Here is a 17626-nt window from a genome sequence, read left to right as displayed (position 1 = left end):
ATGGGATTTTTTGTATACACTCAAAAAGGCTACATAATCTCTACAGTGGATTTACCCACTACAGAAATTATAGAGCCATTTTCTAAGGGCTTTTCTTCGTGTTTAGGAGTATAATATAATAAAAAGGACTTGTGAGGTTCTCCTATGCTACACAAAGAAAAACCTGACTATAACTGCAATCAGTACGGTTTCTATAGCCTTGACCAGCTTGTGCCTGCAGATCATTTCCAGCGCCAAGTTGATAAAGTTATCGATTTTGATTTTATCTACGGCTTAGTCGAAGAAGCCTATTCGTCTGACAATGGTCGTCTTAGTCTTGACCCTGTTATGCTGGTCAAAAACCCTATGATTCAGTGTTTCTATGGTATTCGTTCCAAAGGAGGTATTTGCTTATTCTGCCCAAGTTGCCTGTGATAAGTATGGCTGGGCACCCGCTACCGGTGAACCCAATAGCAACTCCCAAGCCTGACTATCGTGAGGTAGTGGATTAAAACGGTCTGGAGAGGGACCGTTTTAAGTCTGACGCTAGAAACCAAGACCGTCAGAGGAAGGGATAGTGAAATCGTAGCACTACGAACAGAAACGTGATATAAAGGCGTATATAGCGGATAAGGTGGCAAAGAACACCAAAGTCCAAAAAGGTAGTCGTATCAAATAGTGGCTCAGAGGTTGGTACTGAAACGTGCCATATCAAAACCAGTCCTCGCTAAACGTGGACTGGTTTCTTGCCTAGATTATTATCTAAAACGACATGCGTTAAAAGTTAGTTGAACCGCCGTGTGCCGAACGGCACGCACGGTGGTGTGAGAGGGAGTGGGAAAGAACTCGACTAGTTAAAAAAGAGTTCGTCTTCCCACCCCCGCATAGTTGATTAGGTCAGATTTGGAGTGTAGAACACGAACAAATCTGCCAATCAACCACTGCGCTGAGATGTTGACACGAACTCTGAAAAGTGGTGCTAGGCTTTTTTGCCCAGTCCCTACTCGATTACCATCCACCGCGACCTCCAGGTGCGCCCCCTATTGCGCCGGGGCCGGTTTGGACAATTTCAGTTTGTTTCTGGCCATTGACCGTGACATCTCCACCTGTAAAGGAGACGGAACCGTCAAAGTCAAAGGCTGAAGTAGGTGCAGTTATGTCAATGGTGCCACCAGAAATGATCAAATCACCATTGGAATCAAAGGCATCCGTATCGCCATTTCCGACAGCAACGGTCAAATCACCCCCGGTGACCTTGATGAAGATATCGCTGGCTGTATCGCTTGCAGCATTGATGGCATCATCAGAACCATAAACATCCAAGGTTCCACCATTGATAGTGATATTGGTTCCTTCCAAGGCCTCGGTTGACTCAGTTACTTTAATCGAACCATCTTCAATGGTCAAGGCAGATTCGGCTTTGATACCGTCGTCACCAGCTGTGACAGTGATAGTTCCTCCCGTTATAGTAGTATTTCCTTTCGTAGTATCCTCGTCGTTTGTCGCCTTGATACCATCGCCACCTGCCATCACGTCAATCCTACCACCTGTGATGGTCAATGAATCCTTACCGCGAATACCGTCATCCTGAGCTGTTACCGTAATATTTCCAGCCTCGATGGTCAAGTCATCGGTAGAGACAATCCCGTCTTGGAAATTGCCTTCAACGGTCAGTTTACCATTGCCAGTGATAACTAAATCCGACTCCGAATGAATAGCCCCTTCAATATCTGTATCGGAATGAGTGCTAGTGTCTGAGACAGTATTTTCGGTGCCATCTTGCAAGTTAATTTCAAGATTATCAGCAGATAGGACATTGATAGCTGCGGTATCTGTGCTAGAAATGGTAGCTCCGGCCAAAATCAAACGCACATTTTCCTGAGTGTCAATGGTTACACCTTTTGTCGTCGAACCGCTTAGAATATAGGTTCCGCCTTCAGTGATGGTCAAGCCCTCGTCAGACAAGGTAACTTCTTGACTAGGGAGTGATGACCAATCAATGCTAGAAGTGCTTGCGGTGTTGCTCGTGCTTGAATTGATCGTCGTTACTTGGCTGTTGGCAATCGTCTTGCTGGTTTGGGTCTGTCCTTGGGCAGAAGAACAAGCGGCTAGCGTAGCGATAGTGAGGAGGGCAATGCCAGAGGTGAGTAGTTTTTTCGTCTTAGTTTTCATCATAATGATTTCCTTCTTTCTTTATAAATATTTCTTTTTAGGTGTCTGTTTATTGACAATGAAATTGAGTGGATTGGCTTCGACAATGGATTTTGTCAAGGCTTGGTCTGAGATGCTTGATTCCAAAACCAGAGAATATTCGAGGACCAGTGCCTGCTTTTTCTTTTTGTAGCTAATGGATAGGATTTCTTCCTCCTTACAAGCTGCTTTGAAGACCTTCTTGAAAAAATGTTGGTAATCAAAATCCAAGGGAACAGTTAGGAGAATGTGGCGTCTCCTGTGATCGGTTTGACCAAAATTCACAGTTTCAAAGAAGAGCATGGCGCCGCAGATGACGAGCGTCAGGAGGCTGGCCAGTCCCAGATAACCGGTTCCTGTTGCTAATCCGATGGCCATAGCCAGTAGGACTGCCAGCATTTCTTTGGAAGAGCCAGAGGCAGAGCGGAAGCGAATGAGACTAAAGGTCCCAGCGACTGCTAAGCTAGTCCCCAGACTGCCGTTGACCAAGAAGATGATAAAGGCAATCAGGGTTGGCATCAGGGTCAAAGTTATGACAAATTCCTTGCTGTAGCTGGATTTGTGCTTGTAGGTCATTGCCAGTAGATAACCCAGCACCAAGCTGATCCCCATAATTAAACTGATTTGCAGGGCGATGGAGCTGGTGGTAGATAAGATACTATCGAATAGGTGCATAGGCTATCAACTCCTTTTCTGGGCTAGTTGCGAGGCGGTAAGCCGTTCCGTATTTGGAGAAGGATTTTCTCTCAATGGCGTGCTTTTCAAGGAGCGCGGATAGCCAATCTGGAATCGTCTCAGCTGCTTTGATTTCCATAATCATTAGGTCAGGGTCCAGCAGGACCTTTTCTTTTGAAGCTGATTTAAGCGCCGGACGTTTGTCTGAATAGGTAACGTTTTGGTCAATGGTCAAGCGGAGTTTTGGATCCTCTAGCCCCTTGAAGGACTGGCGTTCATAGCGAATGAGAATTTTCGGATAGAGATTGCTATACCGTTTCCGAAGCGATTGAATTTCTTGGCAGACAGGTTGGTCTGGCAGGCTGCTGTCGCGCAAACCTGTACGGAGGAAATATTGAATAATGCGCGGTGTTGATTCCAGTCGGTACTTGTAACCAATGCCATCGATTTTTTTCTTGATTTCCAAAAAGGCGGTGCTGTTGGCATGAGGCTGAGCATCGTAGAGCCGAATCCGAACCTTTTCACGCTGATGCTTTTTGGCTAAGGCATCCTGCACCATGTCAAAATCCTCATTATCAAAATAAATGCTGGTAATGGTTGAATGAGCGTAGTCATCTGCAAGGAGATGGGGCTGGGCATCGCGGAGGAAGAGTCTCCAAGTTGCTTTGCTGAGGATGTATTTAGTTTCCCTACGTTTGAATTGTTTTTGGCTGATAGTGGTTTTCATATAAGACCTCTCCAATCTATTGTGCTGATGCTTGTTAGTATAAAGGTCAAATATTAAACAAAACTGAAAGAAATATTAAAGAAAGCTTAAAATTCAATTTTGGGCGAAAAAAATCCCCCATCACGAGGATAGGGAAAAATGGAGTAAATAGGTTATTTTCCTGAACGGTCGACATTCCAGAAATCTGTGACAGCGCCTTTGGATGCGGACGATACGGTATGGGCATATTTTCCGAGCACACCGCGGCTGTAGAGAGGTGGAATAACAGTTGTTTTCTTGCGTTCTTCGATTTCTTGGTCAGAAACGTGCATGGTGATTTCTTTGGTATCTTGGTCCACCGTTACCAAATCGCCTGTACGTAGGTAGGCAATTGGACCGCCGTCTTGAGCCTCAGGAGCAATATGGCCGACAACCAGACCATAAGTACCACCAGAGAAGCGACCGTCTGTCAGAAGGGCTACCTTGTCGCCTTGGCCTTTTCCTACAATCATAGATGAAAGGGACAGCATTTCAGGCATACCAGGACCACCTTTTGGTCCAACATAGCGGACAACGACTACATCGCCATCTACAATTTCGTCAGTCAAGACTGCTTCGATAGCTTCTTCTTCAGAATCAAAGACCTTGGCTGGACCTGTATGGTTGCGGACTTTCACACCAGAAACCTTGGCAACGGCACCTTCAGGAGCAAGGTTACCTTTGAGGATGATGAGTGGTCCATCTGCACGTTTTGGATTTTCAAGCGGCATGATGACGTCTTGACCTGGTGTCAAATCAGCGAAATCTTCCAAGTTTTCTGCGATGGTTTTACCAGTACAAGTGATACGGTCGCCATGCAGGAAACCATTTTTCAGCAAGTATTTCATAACTGCTGGTACACCGCCGACATTGTAGAGGTCTTGGAAAACATACTTACCAGAAGGCTTGAGGTCAGCCAAGTGAGGTACTTTCTCTTGGAAATCATTGAAATCTTCCAAGGTCAAGTCAACGTTTGCAGCGTGAGCAATGGCTAGCAAGTGAAGAGTAGCGTTGGTGGAGCCACCGAGTGCCATGGTAACAGTGATAGCATCTTCAAAGGCTTCGCGAGTCATTATGTCAGACGGCTTGATGCCCAGTTCTAACATGCGGACAACAGCACGACCAGCTTCTTCAATGTCAGCCTTCTTCTCAGGAGATTCAGCAGGGTGAGAAGAAGAGCCAGGAATAGACATGCCCATGACCTCAATGGCAGTAGCCATGGTATTGGCAGTGTACATACCACCACAACCACCAGGTCCAGGGCAAGCGTTACACTCGATTTGACGAACCTCTTCAGCTGTCAAGTCACCGTTGTTCCATTTTCCGATTCCTTCAAAAACGGATACCAAGTCGATGTCTTTACCATTGAGATTACCTGGTGCAATGGTTCCGCCGTAGGCAAAAACAGCTGGAATGTCCATGTTGGCGATGGCAATCATGGAACCAGGCATGTTTTTATCACAGCCACCGATTGCGACAAAGGCATCCACGTTGTGCCCTCCCATAGCTGCCTCAATAGAATCTGCAATGATATCACGTGAAGTCAAGGAGAAGCGCATACCAGGAGTTCCCATAGCGATTCCGTCTGCAACGGTGATGGTACCGAATTGAACTGGCCAAGCGCCAGCATCTTTGACCCCTTCTTTGGCTAATTTTCCGAAGTCGTGAAGGTGGATGTTACAGGGTGTATTTTCTGCCCAGGTTGAAATAACTCCAACAATCGGTTTTTCAAAGCTATCATCCGTCATGCCTGTGGCACGCAACATGGCACGGTTGGGTGATTTGACCATCGAATCGTAAACAGAGCTACGGTGACGAAGGGTTTTAAGTGTATCTTTATCTGTCATTTCTCTTCTCCCTATCTTTCTAGTGATTGGTTTTCTTATTATACCATAGTTATGAGGGATATGAAAAAGGATTTGACAAATAATGGGAAATTTCTGAATTTTTTGAAAACAAAAGGAAACAGCTCCCATATATTAGCGGGGAACTGCTTCACTATATTGAAATTATATTGTTGGAGCAGCGGTTTTGGCCTGCTTGATGAAGAGACTGATTGCAGCTAGAGTCAGGAATCCAGCCCCGACATACCAGTAAGGTTGATCCAGGGTTGTAGACCGTCCGGACAGGTTGATGATACCACGGAGGAGAAAACCTGCTGTAATGGTTGCAACACCTGAATTCCAGAGATTATAGGTCAGGCGAGAGAGTGTGCGATGGATGGTCATCAAGCCAAGTAGAAGACTTCCACCGATTAGGGTTACGCAGAACAGATAGTGCATATGGAAAGCTGTTTCTCCATAACTGAGGCTTTCATAGACCCGACTGAAGATGAAGAGGAAGGATGTTAGTGCTAAATAAGTGATAAATGTGCGAATAGTGCGTTTGTTTTCTGTATTAGTAGCCGATGTAGACAATGTCGCTCACCGCCCTTTCTGAAATAGTATTTCCGTTTGTTGTTGGATTGTTAATGATTTGTCCGTTGAAGTAGAGGGTTGATGAACCACCGCCGTCTAGGTTGTAGGCAGTTGTTGCTCCGTATTGTTTCATAACTTCTGCCAGTTGATAGAGGGATAGACCTTCACTTTCAGAAGTACGACCGTCTGCCACAACGATGATATAGTGGTTTTCATCAATGATACCAATGGCTGAACGAGGGTTGGAAGACATGGCCCGTCCAACTTCTGTTGAAGTATCCACCACGATTTCACCGTTTTCTACCAAGGTTGGTCCGAAGGCGAGCAAGTTGACAACTCCTTTGTCAATTAACTCTTGAGCTGTTATTTCATTTTCATAGATAATTTCAAATGAGCCGTCAGCATAAATTGCCAAGTCACCATAAGAAGCATTGTCACGGACGGTATCACGGTAGAGGACACCGTTTTTGATGACGTAACCTGTTGAGTTGGCACCGTAGTAGTCGCCATTGACCGCCAAGATGGCATTGTTGGCCGCAGCGGTTTCAGATGTTTTGGCTGTGACGTTGGTACCATAAGTATTTTGTGCTAAGGCTGTTTTCAAGTATTCAGCTGAGCTAACTTGAATATCTGCTACATATACTGTCGTATTGTTGGTTGTGATGGTTTCAAGTGTAATTTGAATATTGTCATCAGAGTAAGAGGTATCTGTTGTTGATACATTAGTTGCGGTTGTTACAGCGGTGCTGCTTGCTGCTGTGCTGGAATTTGTCGTCGCTGCAGCGGTTGTCGTTGTGGATTCTACTGTTGTAATAACTTCAGAGAGGACAAAGGTTTTGAGCATGGAGTAGGTGAAACCACCAGTGAGTAATGTACCGAATAGTGATGCGTATATGAAGGGTTTTTTAAGCAATTTCATGGGCAAGTGCCTTCCTTTCATTGAAAATAATATGTTTTTGAATATACCAAGAGAAGAAAAAGAGGGAAAGGCCAACTGTGATTTTCACCAAATAAAGATTCAATCCAAATAGTTGGTGGAAAATATAAATCAGAGAGGTGTCGCAGATGAAGAGGGCCAAAGCTAGGGTCAAATAACCGAGGCCAGTAGTTTGGACGCTCTGCTCGCTTTGAAAGACCAACTTTTTATTGAGGTAATAATTGGACAGAGAGCTGGTAAGACGAGCCAAGCCATTAGCAATGAGGATATGAATACCCGAGGGCAGAGCAGTCAAACTTGCGATAAGCAGGGCATAGGCACCGTAGTCTACCAGAAAGCCGCCAAGTGAGGCCAGGGCAAATTTGAAGAGGTTTTTGTAGATGAGTAAGCCATCCTTGATAGGTCGGAAATGCGAGCTAGCATTATCATCTATATAAATGGTCTGAATGGGAACCTCGGTAATGGGGAACTCTTGGCTAGCTTGAGTCAGCATATTCATTTCGTACTCATAACGTTGGCCTTCGATTTTCAGCATAAAGGGCAGGAGCTTGGAATGAAAGGCACGTAGACCAGTCTGGGTATCGCTAACCTTGACACCAGTTTGAAGGCGGAAGAGTAGACGGGTCAGCTTATTACCAAAACGACTGCGGAAAGGCACATCATTGCTAAATTGACGGACTCCCAGAACCAAGTGATTGGGCAAATTCATAGCAGCCCGGGCCACTCTATCCATATCGTTGACGGAGTGCTGGCCGTCCGCATCAGCTGTTACGATGACAGAATTGGAGTCACGTTCTTGAATATATTGAAAAGTAGTTTTCAAGGCCTGGCCTTTTCCTAAATTACGCTCGTGGTGAAGAACGGTTGCGTAGGAACTAGCTTGCTCGATGATGGCTTTCGAAGCTTCAGTGCTTCCGTCGTTAACTACAATAATCTTACAATTGAGCCGATGCTTCATAGCGTTCAATAGCTCCAGTAATTTCTGATCTGGCTGATAGGCGGGGATGATGACATAATACATGGGAATACCTCGTTTCGTTTTTTGCTATACACCCACTATAGAGGAGTTTTCTGAAAGAAATCTGAAAATAGCCTACATCTTGATTTGACTTAAGTTTGGTTTAAGATTTCGGCTTGAAATAAGGAAAACGAACAAATGTAGGAATTTTCAGAATATTCCTTGACATTTAAGTTCCATGTGTTATGATAGTAGATACAACATTGCAGAGAGGAGGAATACATGTGCAAGAAATCCAATTAGATCAACCGCGTTCAGGTTCCTATTTAATCTTAGATAGCTTGCATCAATTGGGTGTGGACCTGGTCTTTGGCTATCCAGGTGGGGCAGTCCTCCCCTTATATGATGCTATCTATCAATACGAGGGGATTCAGCACGTCTTGGCTCGTCACGAACAAGGAGCGGTCCACGAGGCGGAAGGCTATGCCAAATCATCAGGAAAGGTGGGCGTAGCCATCGTCACATCTGGACCAGGGGCAACTAATGCCATTACAGGGATAGCGGATGCCATGGGCGACAGCGTGCCTCTTCTGGTTTTCACAGGACAGGTTGCGACGCGCGGTATCGGTAAGGATGCCTTCCAGGAGGCCGATGTCATTGGTATGACCATGCCAATCACCAAATACAATTACCAGATTCGGGACACAGCAGATATTCCTCGAGTGATTACAGAAGCCTATCATATTGCGACCACAGGCCGTCCAGGTCCAGTAGTCATCGATGTGCCAAAGGATATCCAGGAAAGAATTGTTGAAGCCTATCACGATCCGACGGTTCATTTGCCAAGTTACCAACCAACGGTAGCGCCAAATGGTTTGCAGGTCAAGAAAATTCTCCAGCAGCTCAGTCGGGCCAAAAAGCCAGTGATTTTGGCTGGTGGTGGGGTCAACTATGCAGAAGCCCAGGAAGAATTGATTGCTTTTGCAGAGAAATACCGCTTGCCTGTTGTTTCAACCCTGCTTGGGTTAGGAGCCATGCCAATTGAACACGAATTAGCCCTAGCTATGGGTGGCATGCACGGAACTTACTCAGCCAATATGGCTATGAATGATGCGGATTATATTATCAACATCGGTGCCCGTTTTGATGATCGCCTGACGGGAAATCCGACAACCTATGCGCCTAATGCGACTATTGCGCACGTGGACATTGACCCAGCAGAGATTGGCAAGGTCATGAAGACGGCAATTCCAGTAGTCGGAGATGCCAAAGCGACCTTACTAGCCCTGTTGAAATGCGAAACCGTTGAGACAGACTATGCTGACTGGACGGAGCAGGTCTTGGACAACAAGCGTCGAGCACCTTTCTGGTATGAGGAAGATGCCAACTTTATCAAGCCACAAGCAGCTATCGAGCTGATTGGTCAATTGACAAATGGCGATGCTATCATCGTGACAGATGTGGGACAACACCAGATGTGGGCGGCTCAATTCTATCCTTACAAGCACCAGCGCCAGCTGATTACTTCGGGCGGCATGGGGACTATGGGATTCGGAATTCCAGCAGCAATCGGCGCTAAACTAGCCAATCCAGACAAGGAAGTTGTAGTCTTTGTCGGTGACGGTGGTTTCCAGATGACCAACCAGGAATTGGCTATCCTCAATGGCTATGGTGTGCCCATCAAGGTTGTCTTGATTAATAACCATTCCCTGGGTATGGTTCGTCAGTGGCAAGAATCCTTCTATGAAGAACGTCGCAGTCAGTCAGTATTTGATGCAGAGCCAAACTTCCAGCTCCTAGCGGAAGCCTATGGTATCAGCCATTACAGTTTTGACAATCCGGCGACCTTGGCAGAAGATATGAAGGTCATCTTGGAAAACAAACCAATGCTGATTGAGGTCCATATCTCCAAGGCCGAACATGTGGTGCCAATGGTACCAGCCGGCAAGAGCAATGCGGAAATGTTGGGGGTGAAGTTCAATGCGTAGAATGTTAACAGCAAAATTACGAAATTCTTCAGGTGTCCTCAACCGCTTTACAGGTGTCCTATCCCGGCGCCAAATCAATATTGAATCCATTTCAGTCGGCCCGACCGAAGTTGCAGGTATTTCTCGGGTAACGGTCATCGTTGATGTTGCGACCATGGACGAAGTGGAACAAATTATCAAGCAACTCAATCGCTTGATTGATGTGGTCCGTGTCCGCGATTTGACAGACATTCCGCACTTGGAACGGGAAGTGATTCTGATTAAAATCGTTGCTCCGCCAGCTAAGCGGGCAGAAATTTTAGCCATTATCCAACCCTTCCGTGCCAGCGTTGTCGATGTGGCACCTCACTCCATTACCATTCAGATGACTGGTGACGGAGACAAGATTGACGCCCTCCTGCGTGTGATTCAGCCTTATGGCATTAAGAACATTGCTAGGACAGGGGCAACTGGTTTCAGTCGTGACTAACCTAGTCACTCACTTGTCTTTTGCTTCGTCGTTAGCTCGGCTTGGCATACCTCAGTATAGCCTTCGCCTCACTGCCTAGAATTAAAAGAAAGTTGAGCAACTAGGGATGCACATGATAGACAAAATTACAGAATGTTCATTTTCTTTGAACATCCGAATTTATAAGTAAAAAAATAGAAAAGAGATTAACAAATGGCAGTAGCAATGCAATATGAAAAAGATGTAACAGTAGCAGCACTTGACGGCAAACGTATCGCCGTTATCGGTTATGGTTCACAAGGCCATGCCCATGCGCAAAACTTGCGTGATACAGGGCACGATGTTATCATCGGTGTGCGTGCTGGTAAGTCATTTGACAAGGCTAAAGAAGACGGTTTTGAAACCTTCGAAGTAGCAGAGGCTGCTAAGCAAGCCGATGTTATCATGATTTTGGCTCCAGACGAAATCCAAGCAGACCTTTACAATGAAGAGATTGCTCCAAACTTGGAAGCGGGAAATGCACTTGGTTTCGCCCACGGTTTCAACGTTCACTTTGAATTTATTAAGGTACCAGCAGATGTGGATGTCTTCATGTGTGCACCGAAAGGACCTGGTCACTTGGTTCGCCGTACTTTTGAAGAAGGCTTCGGTGTGCCAGCCCTCTATGCTGTTTACCAAGATGCAACTGGCAATGCCAAGCATATCGCTATGGACTGGGCAAAAGGCGTTGGTTCGGCTCGTGTAGGTCTTTTGGAAACAACTTTCAAAGAAGAAACAGAAGAAGACTTGTTTGGTGAGCAAGCAGTTCTCTGCGGTGGCTTGACAGCTCTGATGCAGGCTGGATTTGAAGTCTTGACAGAAGCGGGTTATGCACCAGAATTGGCTTACTTTGAAGTGCTCCATGAAATGAAACTCATCGTTGACCTTGTCTACGAAGGTGGCTTCAAGAAAATGCGCCAATCTATCTCAAACACTGCTGAATTTGGTGACTATGTATCAGGCCCACGTGTAATTACAGACCAAGTTAAAGAAAACATGAAAGCAGTCCTTGCAGATATTCAATCTGGTAAATTTGCAAATGACTTTGTAAATGACTATAAGGCAGGTCGTCCACGTATGGAAGCATACCGCAAAGAAGCAGAAGGACTCGAAATCGAAAAAGTCGGAGCAGAACTCCGCAAAGCAATGCCATTCGTCAGCCGCAACGACGACGATTCATTCAAGATTTATAACTAAAACAGTCCAGTGGACTGTTTTAGCCCTCGCCCAAAAACGAGAAAGCGAGGCAGGCCTACGGATAGGCTATTCTAGCCCTTGCCCAGAAATACGAAAGCAAGGCAGTTGAGTGGACTGTTTTAGCCCTCGCCCAAAAACGAGAAAGCGAGGTAAGTCCGGGGGAGTGAAAGAGTCTGGGGATAGACTCTTTCAGCTGGTCGCCTAGAAATGTGAGAGCGACCATACGCCCTCGCTTGACAACAAGAGAGCGAGGCAGCCTGCGGATAGGCTATTCTAGCCCTTGCCTAGAAATACGAAAGCAAGGTAGTTGAGGGGGACTGTTTTAGTCCGAGCTTGAAAACTGGAAAGCGAGGAAAGTCCAGTGGACTTTTTTAACCCTTGCCCAGAAATTCGATAGCGAGGCCTGGGGAAGTTTGTCTACCGACAAACTCTATATCCAACCTTCAACAGCTCCCCAAACTGTTGAAGTCCAATCTCGAAATCGTAGAGTTAGGTAGCTCTAATTGAATTAGAAGTCTCGGGGTTCTGGTCAAAGAATAGTAAAGAGCTGGCTTGCCAGCTCTTTTGACCACTCTGAGAAAATAAAAAATATTTGTGAATTTTGATTATAAATCCTATGTTTATTTCAGGATTTTTGGTACAATATTTATAATAGAAAGAAATAAGTGCAATATGATTTCAGCAAAGAACATTGAGCAGGCCTATTCTGTTCTCAAAAATGTGGTGGTTAAGACACCGCTAGACTATAATCGTTACCTGTCTGAGCGTTATGGAGCCGATATTTATATCAAACGGGAAAACGAGCAGCGGGTCCGTTCCTTCAAGATTCGAGGGGCTTATTACGCTATTTCCCAATTGACGGATGCGGAAAAAGAGCGAGGGGTTGTCTGTGCTTCAGCGGGCAACCATGCCCAGGGAGTAGCCTATACCTGCCAGGAAATGCAGATTCCTGCTACAATTTTCATGCCCATTACAACGCCGCAGCAGAAGATCGGTCAGGTCAAGTTCTTTGGTGGGGAATTTGTGGACATTCGCTTGGTGGGTGATACTTTTGATGAATCGGCTCAGGCTGCTCAAGACTATACCCAGGAAAGTGGAAAAACCTTCATCGATCCCTTTGATGATGATAATGTTCAGGCAGGTCAGGGGACTGTTGCCTACGAAATCTTGGACGAGGCCCAGGAACAATCGATTGATTTTGATCAGATTTTGGTTCCCGTTGGTGGTGGTGGTCTGATTGCAGGTGTTTCGGCTTATTTGAAGGAACAGGCACCAGGCATCAAGATTGTAGGTGTTGAGGCTAGCGGAGCACGTTCGATGAAGGCTGCTTTTGATAAGGGAAGACCTGTTAAGCTAACTGAAATTGACAAGTTTGCGGACGGAATTGCTGTTCAAAAGGTCGGTGCAAGCACCTACGAAATTGCTCGTAAACATGTAGACAAGCTGATTGGTGTTGATGAGGGTTGGATTTCAGAAACCATTTTGGACCTTTATTCTAAATTGGGAATTGTCGCTGAACCGGCTGGTGCTGCGACTATTGCTGCACTTGAGGTTGTCAAGGACCAAATCAAGGGGCAGACCATCTGTTGTATCATTTCAGGTGGTAACAACGACATCAACCGCATGCCAGAAATGGAAGAGCGAGCTCTGATTTACGAGGGAATCAAGCATTATTTCGTCGTCAATTTCCCCCAACGGCCGGGTGCCCTGCGCGAATTTGTAAACCATATTCTCGGACCGAATGATGACATTACACGGTTTGAGTATATCAAGCGGGCCAATAAGGGAACAGGTCCAGTTCTCATCGGGATTGCTTTGGGCGATAAGAATGACTATGCGGACTTTATTCAGCGCTTGGAAGATTTTGACCCACAATATATCAATTTGCACGAAAATGACTCACTCTATAAAATGTTGGTGTAAGATGTTAGCTTAGGAGGTTATTATGGCACCTATATTGTTTATGTTTACTCTCTTATTCGTCCTGCTTCTGGCCTTGATTTTGATTATTTCTGGCCTCTATGTGGTTAAGCAGCAGACGGTGGCTATTGTCGAGCGGTTTGGTAAGTACCAAAAAACGTCTACCTCAGGGATTAACTTTAAAATTCCTTTCGGTGTGGATGTCATTGCAGCTCGTATTCAGCTTCGGATGTTGCAAAGTGAAATCGTGGTTGAGACAAAGACCCAGGATAACGTATTTGTGACCATGAATGTGGCGACCCAATACCGGGTCAATGAAAATAACGTCACAGATGCCTACTACAAGCTCATGCACCCAGAGGCTCAAATCAAGTCCTATATTGAGGATGCCCTGCGCTCATCTGTGCCTAAATTGACTCTGGATGAATTGTTTGAGAAAAAAGATGAGATCGCCCTGGAAGTGCAGAAGCAGGTGGCAGAAGAGATGTCCACCTACGGCTACGTCATTGTCAAGACCCTGATTACCAAGGTTGAGCCAGATGCAGAGGTTAAGCAATCCATGAACGAAATCAACGCAGCCCAGCGGAAACGGGTTGCGGCCCAAGAATTGGCAGAGGCAGACAAGATAAAAATTGTCACTGCTGCAGAGGCAGAAGCTGAAAAAGACCGCCTGCACGGTGTGGGTATTGCCCAACAGCGTAAGGCTATTGTTGACGGTTTGGCAGATTCTATCCGTGAATTGAAAGATTCCAACGTCAGCATGTCAGAAGAGCAGATTATGTCTATCTTGTTGACCAACCAATACTTGGATACCTTAAATAATTTTGCACAAGGAGGTAATAATACAATCTTCTTACCGGGCAATCCGGAGGGTGTTGAAGACATTCGCACTCAAATATTGTCAGCTCTTTCTGTCAAATAATTGGTAAAAACCGAATACTTTACTTGACAAAATGAGCATAGCTGTATTATACTTAATTGCACGAATAAAAAGGAAAGGGGTTTCTCATGACTAGTTACGAAAAAGTTGCCGCAGTTGTAAACTGGGTACGTGAAAAGAAAATCACTGGTTACCGTATCAGTAAAGAGACCAACGCTCGTGAAATGTCAGTTATCGCTCTTGCACAAGGACGTGCAAAAATCGACAACATCTCATTCGCGACAGCTTTGGGCTTGATTGATTTTTACGACAAAAACCACAAAAAATTTGAAAACTAATCTAGGTAAACTTACCTAGAAAAACAAGAAAGAGAGGTCTATGCCTCTCTTTTCTATTTGGAAAACAGTAAAAAAGTGCAAAAAATCACTACCTGTACTATACTGTAATTGAAATTTTTAAAGTTTAGGTGCTAGAACTGTTGCCTCAGTCCTAGCGCCTTTTCTTTTTGATTTTAGTTGAGTATAACACCGCAATCGGGGGAATAGAGTAGGATGGAAAAAGGGGGCCAACAAGATGTGTCCTGAAGGCAGTGACTCCCAGGCTTCATACTGTGGTAACAGGGGCCAGGTTTGCTTTGAAGTGTATTGGAGTCCAAAAAAATACCAGCTAGAGCTGGTATCAAAGCTTAACCGAGAAAACGTTTCAAGAATTCTTTGGTTCGTTCTTCTTTTGGATTTTCGAAGATTTGTTGAGGTGTGCCTTCTTCGGCGATGACGCCCTTGTCCATGAAGATGACACGGTCTGAAACGTCGCGGGCAAATTCCATTTCGTGGGTCACGATGACCATGGTCAAGCCAGACTCGGCCAATTCTTTCATGGTTTTGAGAACTTCACCCACCATTTCTGGGTCAAGGGCAGAAGTTGGTTCGTCGAAGAGAATAACTTCTGGATCGACTGACAGGGCGCGTGCAATGGCTACCCGTTGCTTTTGTCCACCAGAGAGCTGGCTTGGTTTAGCGGCCCAGTATTGCTCGGTCATGCCGACCTTGTTGAGGTTGGCTTTGGCAATTTTCTCTGCTTCAGCGCGGTCACGTTTGAGAACGGTCGTTTGGGCCACGATAGCATTTTCCAAAACATTGAGGTTGTTGAAGAGATTAAAGGATTGGAAAACCATGCCTAATTTCTCACGGTAGGTGGTCAGGTCATAGCCCTTGGCCAAAACGTCTTGACCGTGGTAGAGGATGGTGCCTTCCGTCGGTGTTTCCAAAAGGTTGATAGAACGGAGGAAGGTTGATTTTCCAGAACCGGAAGAGCCGATAATGGAGATAACCTCGCCTTTTTCAACGGTTACTGAAATGTCCTTGAGGACTTGGTTTTGACCGTAGGATTTTTTCAGATTCTTGATTTCCAGGATGGTATTAGACATGTGGAACCTCCTCGATTTGCATTTGGTTGGCACCTGTCGTGTAATTGTCCATATCGAAACGTTTTTCGACAGAACGCAGGATGCGGGTTACAGTGAAGGTCAAGATGAAGTAGATAATGGCAATCACAGTGAAGGTTTGGAAATATTGGTAAGTCTGGGTCGCGACAGTATTTCCTGAGAAATAAAGCTCAACCACAGAGATAACGTTGAGGACAGATGTATCCTTGATATTGATGACAAATTCGTTACCAGTAGCTGGGAGAATGTTGCGGATAACCTGTGGCAAGACAATCTTACGCATGGTTTGATTGTGGGTAAATCCAAGCGCAGTTGCTGCTTCAAATTGCCCCTTGTCAACAGCGAAGATACCACCGCGGACAATCTCACTCATGTAGGCACCAGTGTTGATAGAAACGATGAAAATAGCTGCCAGAGTGCGGTCTAGGTTAAGCCCAAAGGCCTGGGCGGTACCGTAGTAGATAACCATAGATTGTACAATCATTGGGGTACCACGGAATACCTCGATGTAGATATTAATCAGCCAACCGAGAACTTTTTGTCCCATAGCAGCGACCTTGTTTTCAGCTTTTGGAGCAGTGCGGAAGACACCAATCAAAAGACCAATTAGCGTACCGATGATGGTACCCAAGATGGAAATCAAGAGGGTCATACCAGTTCCGCGTAGGAGTTGTTGCCAGTTGTTGACGATGATGTTCCAGACCTGTGTAAAGAAGCTTGGTTGCGCGTCGGTTACTTCTTCGACCGGCTGATTTTCAATCATATTGTCCATCAATGCAACTTGGTCGTCTTCAGAAATGGTCGCAAGGACTTGGTTGACCTGTGCAAGTCGTGCATCATCCTTACGCATACCGACTGCAATGGTCACGTCCTCGGCATTGGTTTCAAAACCTTCTGAAAGCTCGACCATCTTGAAAGCCTTATTAGCAGCCTCAGCGGTACGGCCTTCCGGACGCTCAGACACGTAGGCATCAATAATACCAGCCTCCAGGGCCTGACGAATTTGCGAGAAATCCCCCATGGCTGTCTGCTTGTTTGCGCCTTCGATCTGGTCAATCAGGTCGTAGAGGTATACACCTTGTTGCGCAGTGATTTTTGCACCTGCAAAGTCAGCCAGTTTGCTGGCTGTTGCATATTGACTATCTGCACGAACGACCAATGTCGGAATGGAAGTGTAGTAGCTGTCAGAAAAGGCGATTTCTTTCTTGCGCTCTTCTGTTGGGCTCATCCCGGCGATGATCATGTCAATCTTACCAGAAGTCAATGCTGGAACCAGACCTTCCCACTTGGTTTTGACCACCAAGAGTTCCTTGTCCATGGATTCTGCAATCTTTTTGGCGATTTGCACGTCGTATCCGTTAGCGTATTGGTTGGTCCCTTCGATAGGGGCAGCACCGTTACTGTCGTCTTCCTGGGTCCAGTTGAAAGGTGCATAGGCAGCTTCCATCCCGACACGCAGGTATTCATCTGCACGAACGCCTGTAGTGACTGAAAAAACAGCCAGTATGGTCAGCAGGAAAATACTGAGTTTATGTTTCATAATATCTCCTTATAAAATGTATTGTACCATTGTATAAAAAATTCTGAAAAATTTCAATACGATTGCTTTTTTATTCACAATTATTGTATAAATGTTCTTTGAGCGATAGCATCAAACTATATTTGGCTCTTTGTTTCTCTCATCTTTCGTGGTATAATGTCTAAAGTATCTAGAGCATGATTGGTTTTAAAGAAATGGTAAATTCTCAAAGTAAGTTCTAGTTCTCTTTCTTTCAGAAGTTACTTTGAGAAAACTGCATAACATCAACA

At 45.4% G+C, this 17626-nt stretch carries 15 protein-coding genes and 1 pseudogene; 7 read left to right on the top strand and 9 right to left on the bottom strand.

Features of this window, described 5'->3' with window-relative positions; translation table 11 throughout:
• Positions 1–144 precede the first annotated feature (144 nt).
• Positions 145–375 (top strand): annotated as a pseudogene (locus ACHBGV_RS08925) (IS5/IS1182 family transposase); the annotation flags it as partial.
• 612 nt (positions 376–987) lie between these two features.
• On the opposite strand, the gene ACHBGV_RS08920 reads toward ACHBGV_RS08925, so the two are convergent.
• The 7 genes from ACHBGV_RS08920 to ACHBGV_RS08890 all read right to left on the bottom strand — a co-directional run bounded on the left by ACHBGV_RS08920 (position 988) and on the right by ACHBGV_RS08890 (position 7964).
• Positions 988–2151 (bottom strand): carbohydrate-binding domain-containing protein, encoded by a 1164-nt coding sequence (locus ACHBGV_RS08920; RefSeq protein WP_394736158.1) that lies wholly within the window; start codon positions 2149–2151, stop codon positions 988–990.
• 21 nt (positions 2152–2172) lie between these two features.
• Positions 2173–2844 (bottom strand): DUF4956 domain-containing protein, encoded by a 672-nt coding sequence (locus ACHBGV_RS08915; protein WP_394736157.1) that lies wholly within the window; start codon positions 2842–2844, stop codon positions 2173–2175.
• Positions 2828–3571 carry a polyphosphate polymerase domain-containing protein gene (locus ACHBGV_RS08910; protein WP_394736155.1) on the bottom strand — a complete coding sequence of 248 codons (744 nt, stop codon included), beginning with the start codon at positions 3569–3571 and terminating at the stop codon, positions 2828–2830. The genes ACHBGV_RS08915 and ACHBGV_RS08910 overlap by 17 nt, the downstream gene beginning before the upstream one ends.
• Positions 3572–3723: 152 nt before the next feature.
• A complete protein-coding gene (gene ilvD, locus ACHBGV_RS08905) occupies positions 3724–5436 on the bottom strand; it encodes a dihydroxy-acid dehydratase (RefSeq protein WP_394736154.1) in 1713 nt (570 codons plus the stop codon).
• A gap of 162 nt (positions 5437–5598) precedes the next feature.
• Positions 5599–6006 (bottom strand): hypothetical protein, encoded by a 408-nt coding sequence (locus ACHBGV_RS08900; RefSeq protein ID WP_105111531.1) that lies wholly within the window; start codon positions 6004–6006, stop codon positions 5599–5601.
• Positions 5987–6925 carry a phosphodiester glycosidase family protein gene (locus ACHBGV_RS08895; RefSeq protein ID WP_394736153.1) on the bottom strand — a complete coding sequence of 313 codons (939 nt, stop codon included), beginning with the start codon at positions 6923–6925 and terminating at the stop codon, positions 5987–5989. Before ACHBGV_RS08895 ends, ACHBGV_RS08900 begins: the two co-directional genes overlap by 20 nt.
• A complete protein-coding gene (locus tag ACHBGV_RS08890; RefSeq protein WP_394736152.1) occupies positions 6912–7964 on the bottom strand; it encodes a glycosyltransferase in 1053 nt (350 codons plus the stop codon). Before ACHBGV_RS08890 ends, ACHBGV_RS08895 begins: the two co-directional genes overlap by 14 nt.
• Positions 7965–8146: 182 nt before the next feature.
• Between ACHBGV_RS08890 and ACHBGV_RS08885 the strand changes: the two genes are divergently transcribed.
• The 6 genes from ACHBGV_RS08885 (at position 8147) to ACHBGV_RS08860 (ending at position 14711) form a co-directional block, all read left to right on the top strand.
• Positions 8147–9889: an acetolactate synthase large subunit gene (locus tag ACHBGV_RS08885; RefSeq protein WP_394736150.1), complete on the top strand. Its 1743-nt coding sequence runs from the start codon at positions 8147–8149 to the stop codon at positions 9887–9889.
• Positions 9882–10358 carry an acetolactate synthase small subunit gene (gene ilvN / locus ACHBGV_RS08880; protein WP_105111535.1) on the top strand — a complete coding sequence of 159 codons (477 nt, stop codon included), beginning with the start codon at positions 9882–9884 and terminating at the stop codon, positions 10356–10358. Before ACHBGV_RS08885 ends, ilvN begins: the two co-directional genes overlap by 8 nt.
• A gap of 192 nt (positions 10359–10550) precedes the next feature.
• The gene (gene ilvC / locus ACHBGV_RS08875; protein WP_105118310.1) at positions 10551–11573 is read left to right on the top strand and encodes a ketol-acid reductoisomerase; all 1023 of its coding nucleotides are present in this window, start codon (positions 10551–10553) and stop codon (positions 11571–11573) included.
• A 672-nt stretch (positions 11574–12245) separates the two neighbouring features.
• Entirely contained in the window at positions 12246–13496 is a 1251-nt protein-coding gene (ilvA, locus tag ACHBGV_RS08870; protein ID WP_172009864.1) for a threonine ammonia-lyase IlvA, read from the top strand.
• A 40-nt stretch (positions 13497–13536) separates the two neighbouring features.
• Positions 13537–14415 carry an SPFH domain-containing protein gene (locus ACHBGV_RS08865; RefSeq protein ID WP_394719450.1) on the top strand — a complete coding sequence of 293 codons (879 nt, stop codon included), beginning with the start codon at positions 13537–13539 and terminating at the stop codon, positions 14413–14415.
• An 86-nt stretch (positions 14416–14501) separates the two neighbouring features.
• The gene (locus tag ACHBGV_RS08860) at positions 14502–14711 is read left to right on the top strand and encodes a hypothetical protein (RefSeq protein ID WP_024391394.1); all 210 of its coding nucleotides are present in this window, start codon (positions 14502–14504) and stop codon (positions 14709–14711) included.
• A 347-nt stretch (positions 14712–15058) separates the two neighbouring features.
• On the opposite strand, the gene ACHBGV_RS08855 is transcribed toward ACHBGV_RS08860, so the two are convergent.
• Positions 15059–15799 carry an amino acid ABC transporter ATP-binding protein gene (locus ACHBGV_RS08855; RefSeq protein WP_105111539.1) on the bottom strand — a complete coding sequence of 247 codons (741 nt, stop codon included), beginning with the start codon at positions 15797–15799 and terminating at the stop codon, positions 15059–15061.
• The gene (locus ACHBGV_RS08850) at positions 15792–17357 is read right to left on the bottom strand and encodes an ABC transporter substrate-binding protein/permease (protein ID WP_394736149.1); all 1566 of its coding nucleotides are present in this window, start codon (positions 17355–17357) and stop codon (positions 15792–15794) included. The genes ACHBGV_RS08855 and ACHBGV_RS08850 overlap by 8 nt, the downstream gene beginning before the upstream one ends.
• Positions 17358–17626: the final 269 nt, after the last annotated feature.

Source organism: Streptococcus sp. A34 (assembly GCF_043674115.1).
Taxonomy (GTDB): Bacteria; Bacillota; Bacilli; order Lactobacillales; family Streptococcaceae; genus Streptococcus; species Streptococcus suis_V.
The sequence above is the reverse complement of the archived record's forward strand: the minus strand, read 5'-3'. Positions and strand labels throughout refer to the sequence as shown.

Excerpts from the sequence above, each read along its gene's own strand:
- ACHBGV_RS08920 (WP_394736158.1), bottom strand. The coding sequence starts at position 2,151 with ATGAAAACTAAGACGAAAAAACTACTCACCTCTGGCATTGCCCTCCTC.
- ACHBGV_RS08915 (WP_394736157.1), bottom strand. The coding sequence starts at position 2,844 with ATGCACCTATTCGATAGTATCTTATCTACCACCAGCTCCATCGCCCTG.
- ACHBGV_RS08910 (WP_394736155.1), bottom strand. The coding sequence starts at position 3,571 with ATGAAAACCACTATCAGCCAAAAACAATTCAAACGTAGGGAAACTAAA.
- ilvD (WP_394736154.1), bottom strand. The coding sequence starts at position 5,436 with ATGACAGATAAAGATACACTTAAAACCCTTCGTCACCGTAGCTCTGTT.
- ACHBGV_RS08895 (WP_394736153.1), bottom strand. The coding sequence starts at position 6,925 with ATGAAATTGCTTAAAAAACCCTTCATATACGCATCACTATTCGGTACA.
- ACHBGV_RS08890 (WP_394736152.1), bottom strand. The coding sequence starts at position 7,964 with ATGTATTATGTCATCATCCCCGCCTATCAGCCAGATCAGAAATTACTG.
- ACHBGV_RS08885 (WP_394736150.1), top strand. The coding sequence starts at position 8,147 with ATGATAGTAGATACAACATTGCAGAGAGGAGGAATACATGTGCAAGAA.
- ilvN (WP_105111535.1), top strand. The coding sequence starts at position 9,882 with ATGCGTAGAATGTTAACAGCAAAATTACGAAATTCTTCAGGTGTCCTC.
- ilvC (WP_105118310.1), top strand. The coding sequence starts at position 10,551 with ATGGCAGTAGCAATGCAATATGAAAAAGATGTAACAGTAGCAGCACTT.
- ilvA (WP_172009864.1), top strand. The coding sequence starts at position 12,246 with ATGATTTCAGCAAAGAACATTGAGCAGGCCTATTCTGTTCTCAAAAAT.
- ACHBGV_RS08865 (WP_394719450.1), top strand. The coding sequence starts at position 13,537 with ATGTTTACTCTCTTATTCGTCCTGCTTCTGGCCTTGATTTTGATTATT.
- ACHBGV_RS08860 (WP_024391394.1), top strand. The coding sequence starts at position 14,502 with ATGACTAGTTACGAAAAAGTTGCCGCAGTTGTAAACTGGGTACGTGAA.
- ACHBGV_RS08855 (WP_105111539.1), bottom strand. The coding sequence starts at position 15,799 with ATGTCTAATACCATCCTGGAAATCAAGAATCTGAAAAAATCCTACGGT.
- ACHBGV_RS08850 (WP_394736149.1), bottom strand. The coding sequence starts at position 17,357 with ATGAAACATAAACTCAGTATTTTCCTGCTGACCATACTGGCTGTTTTT.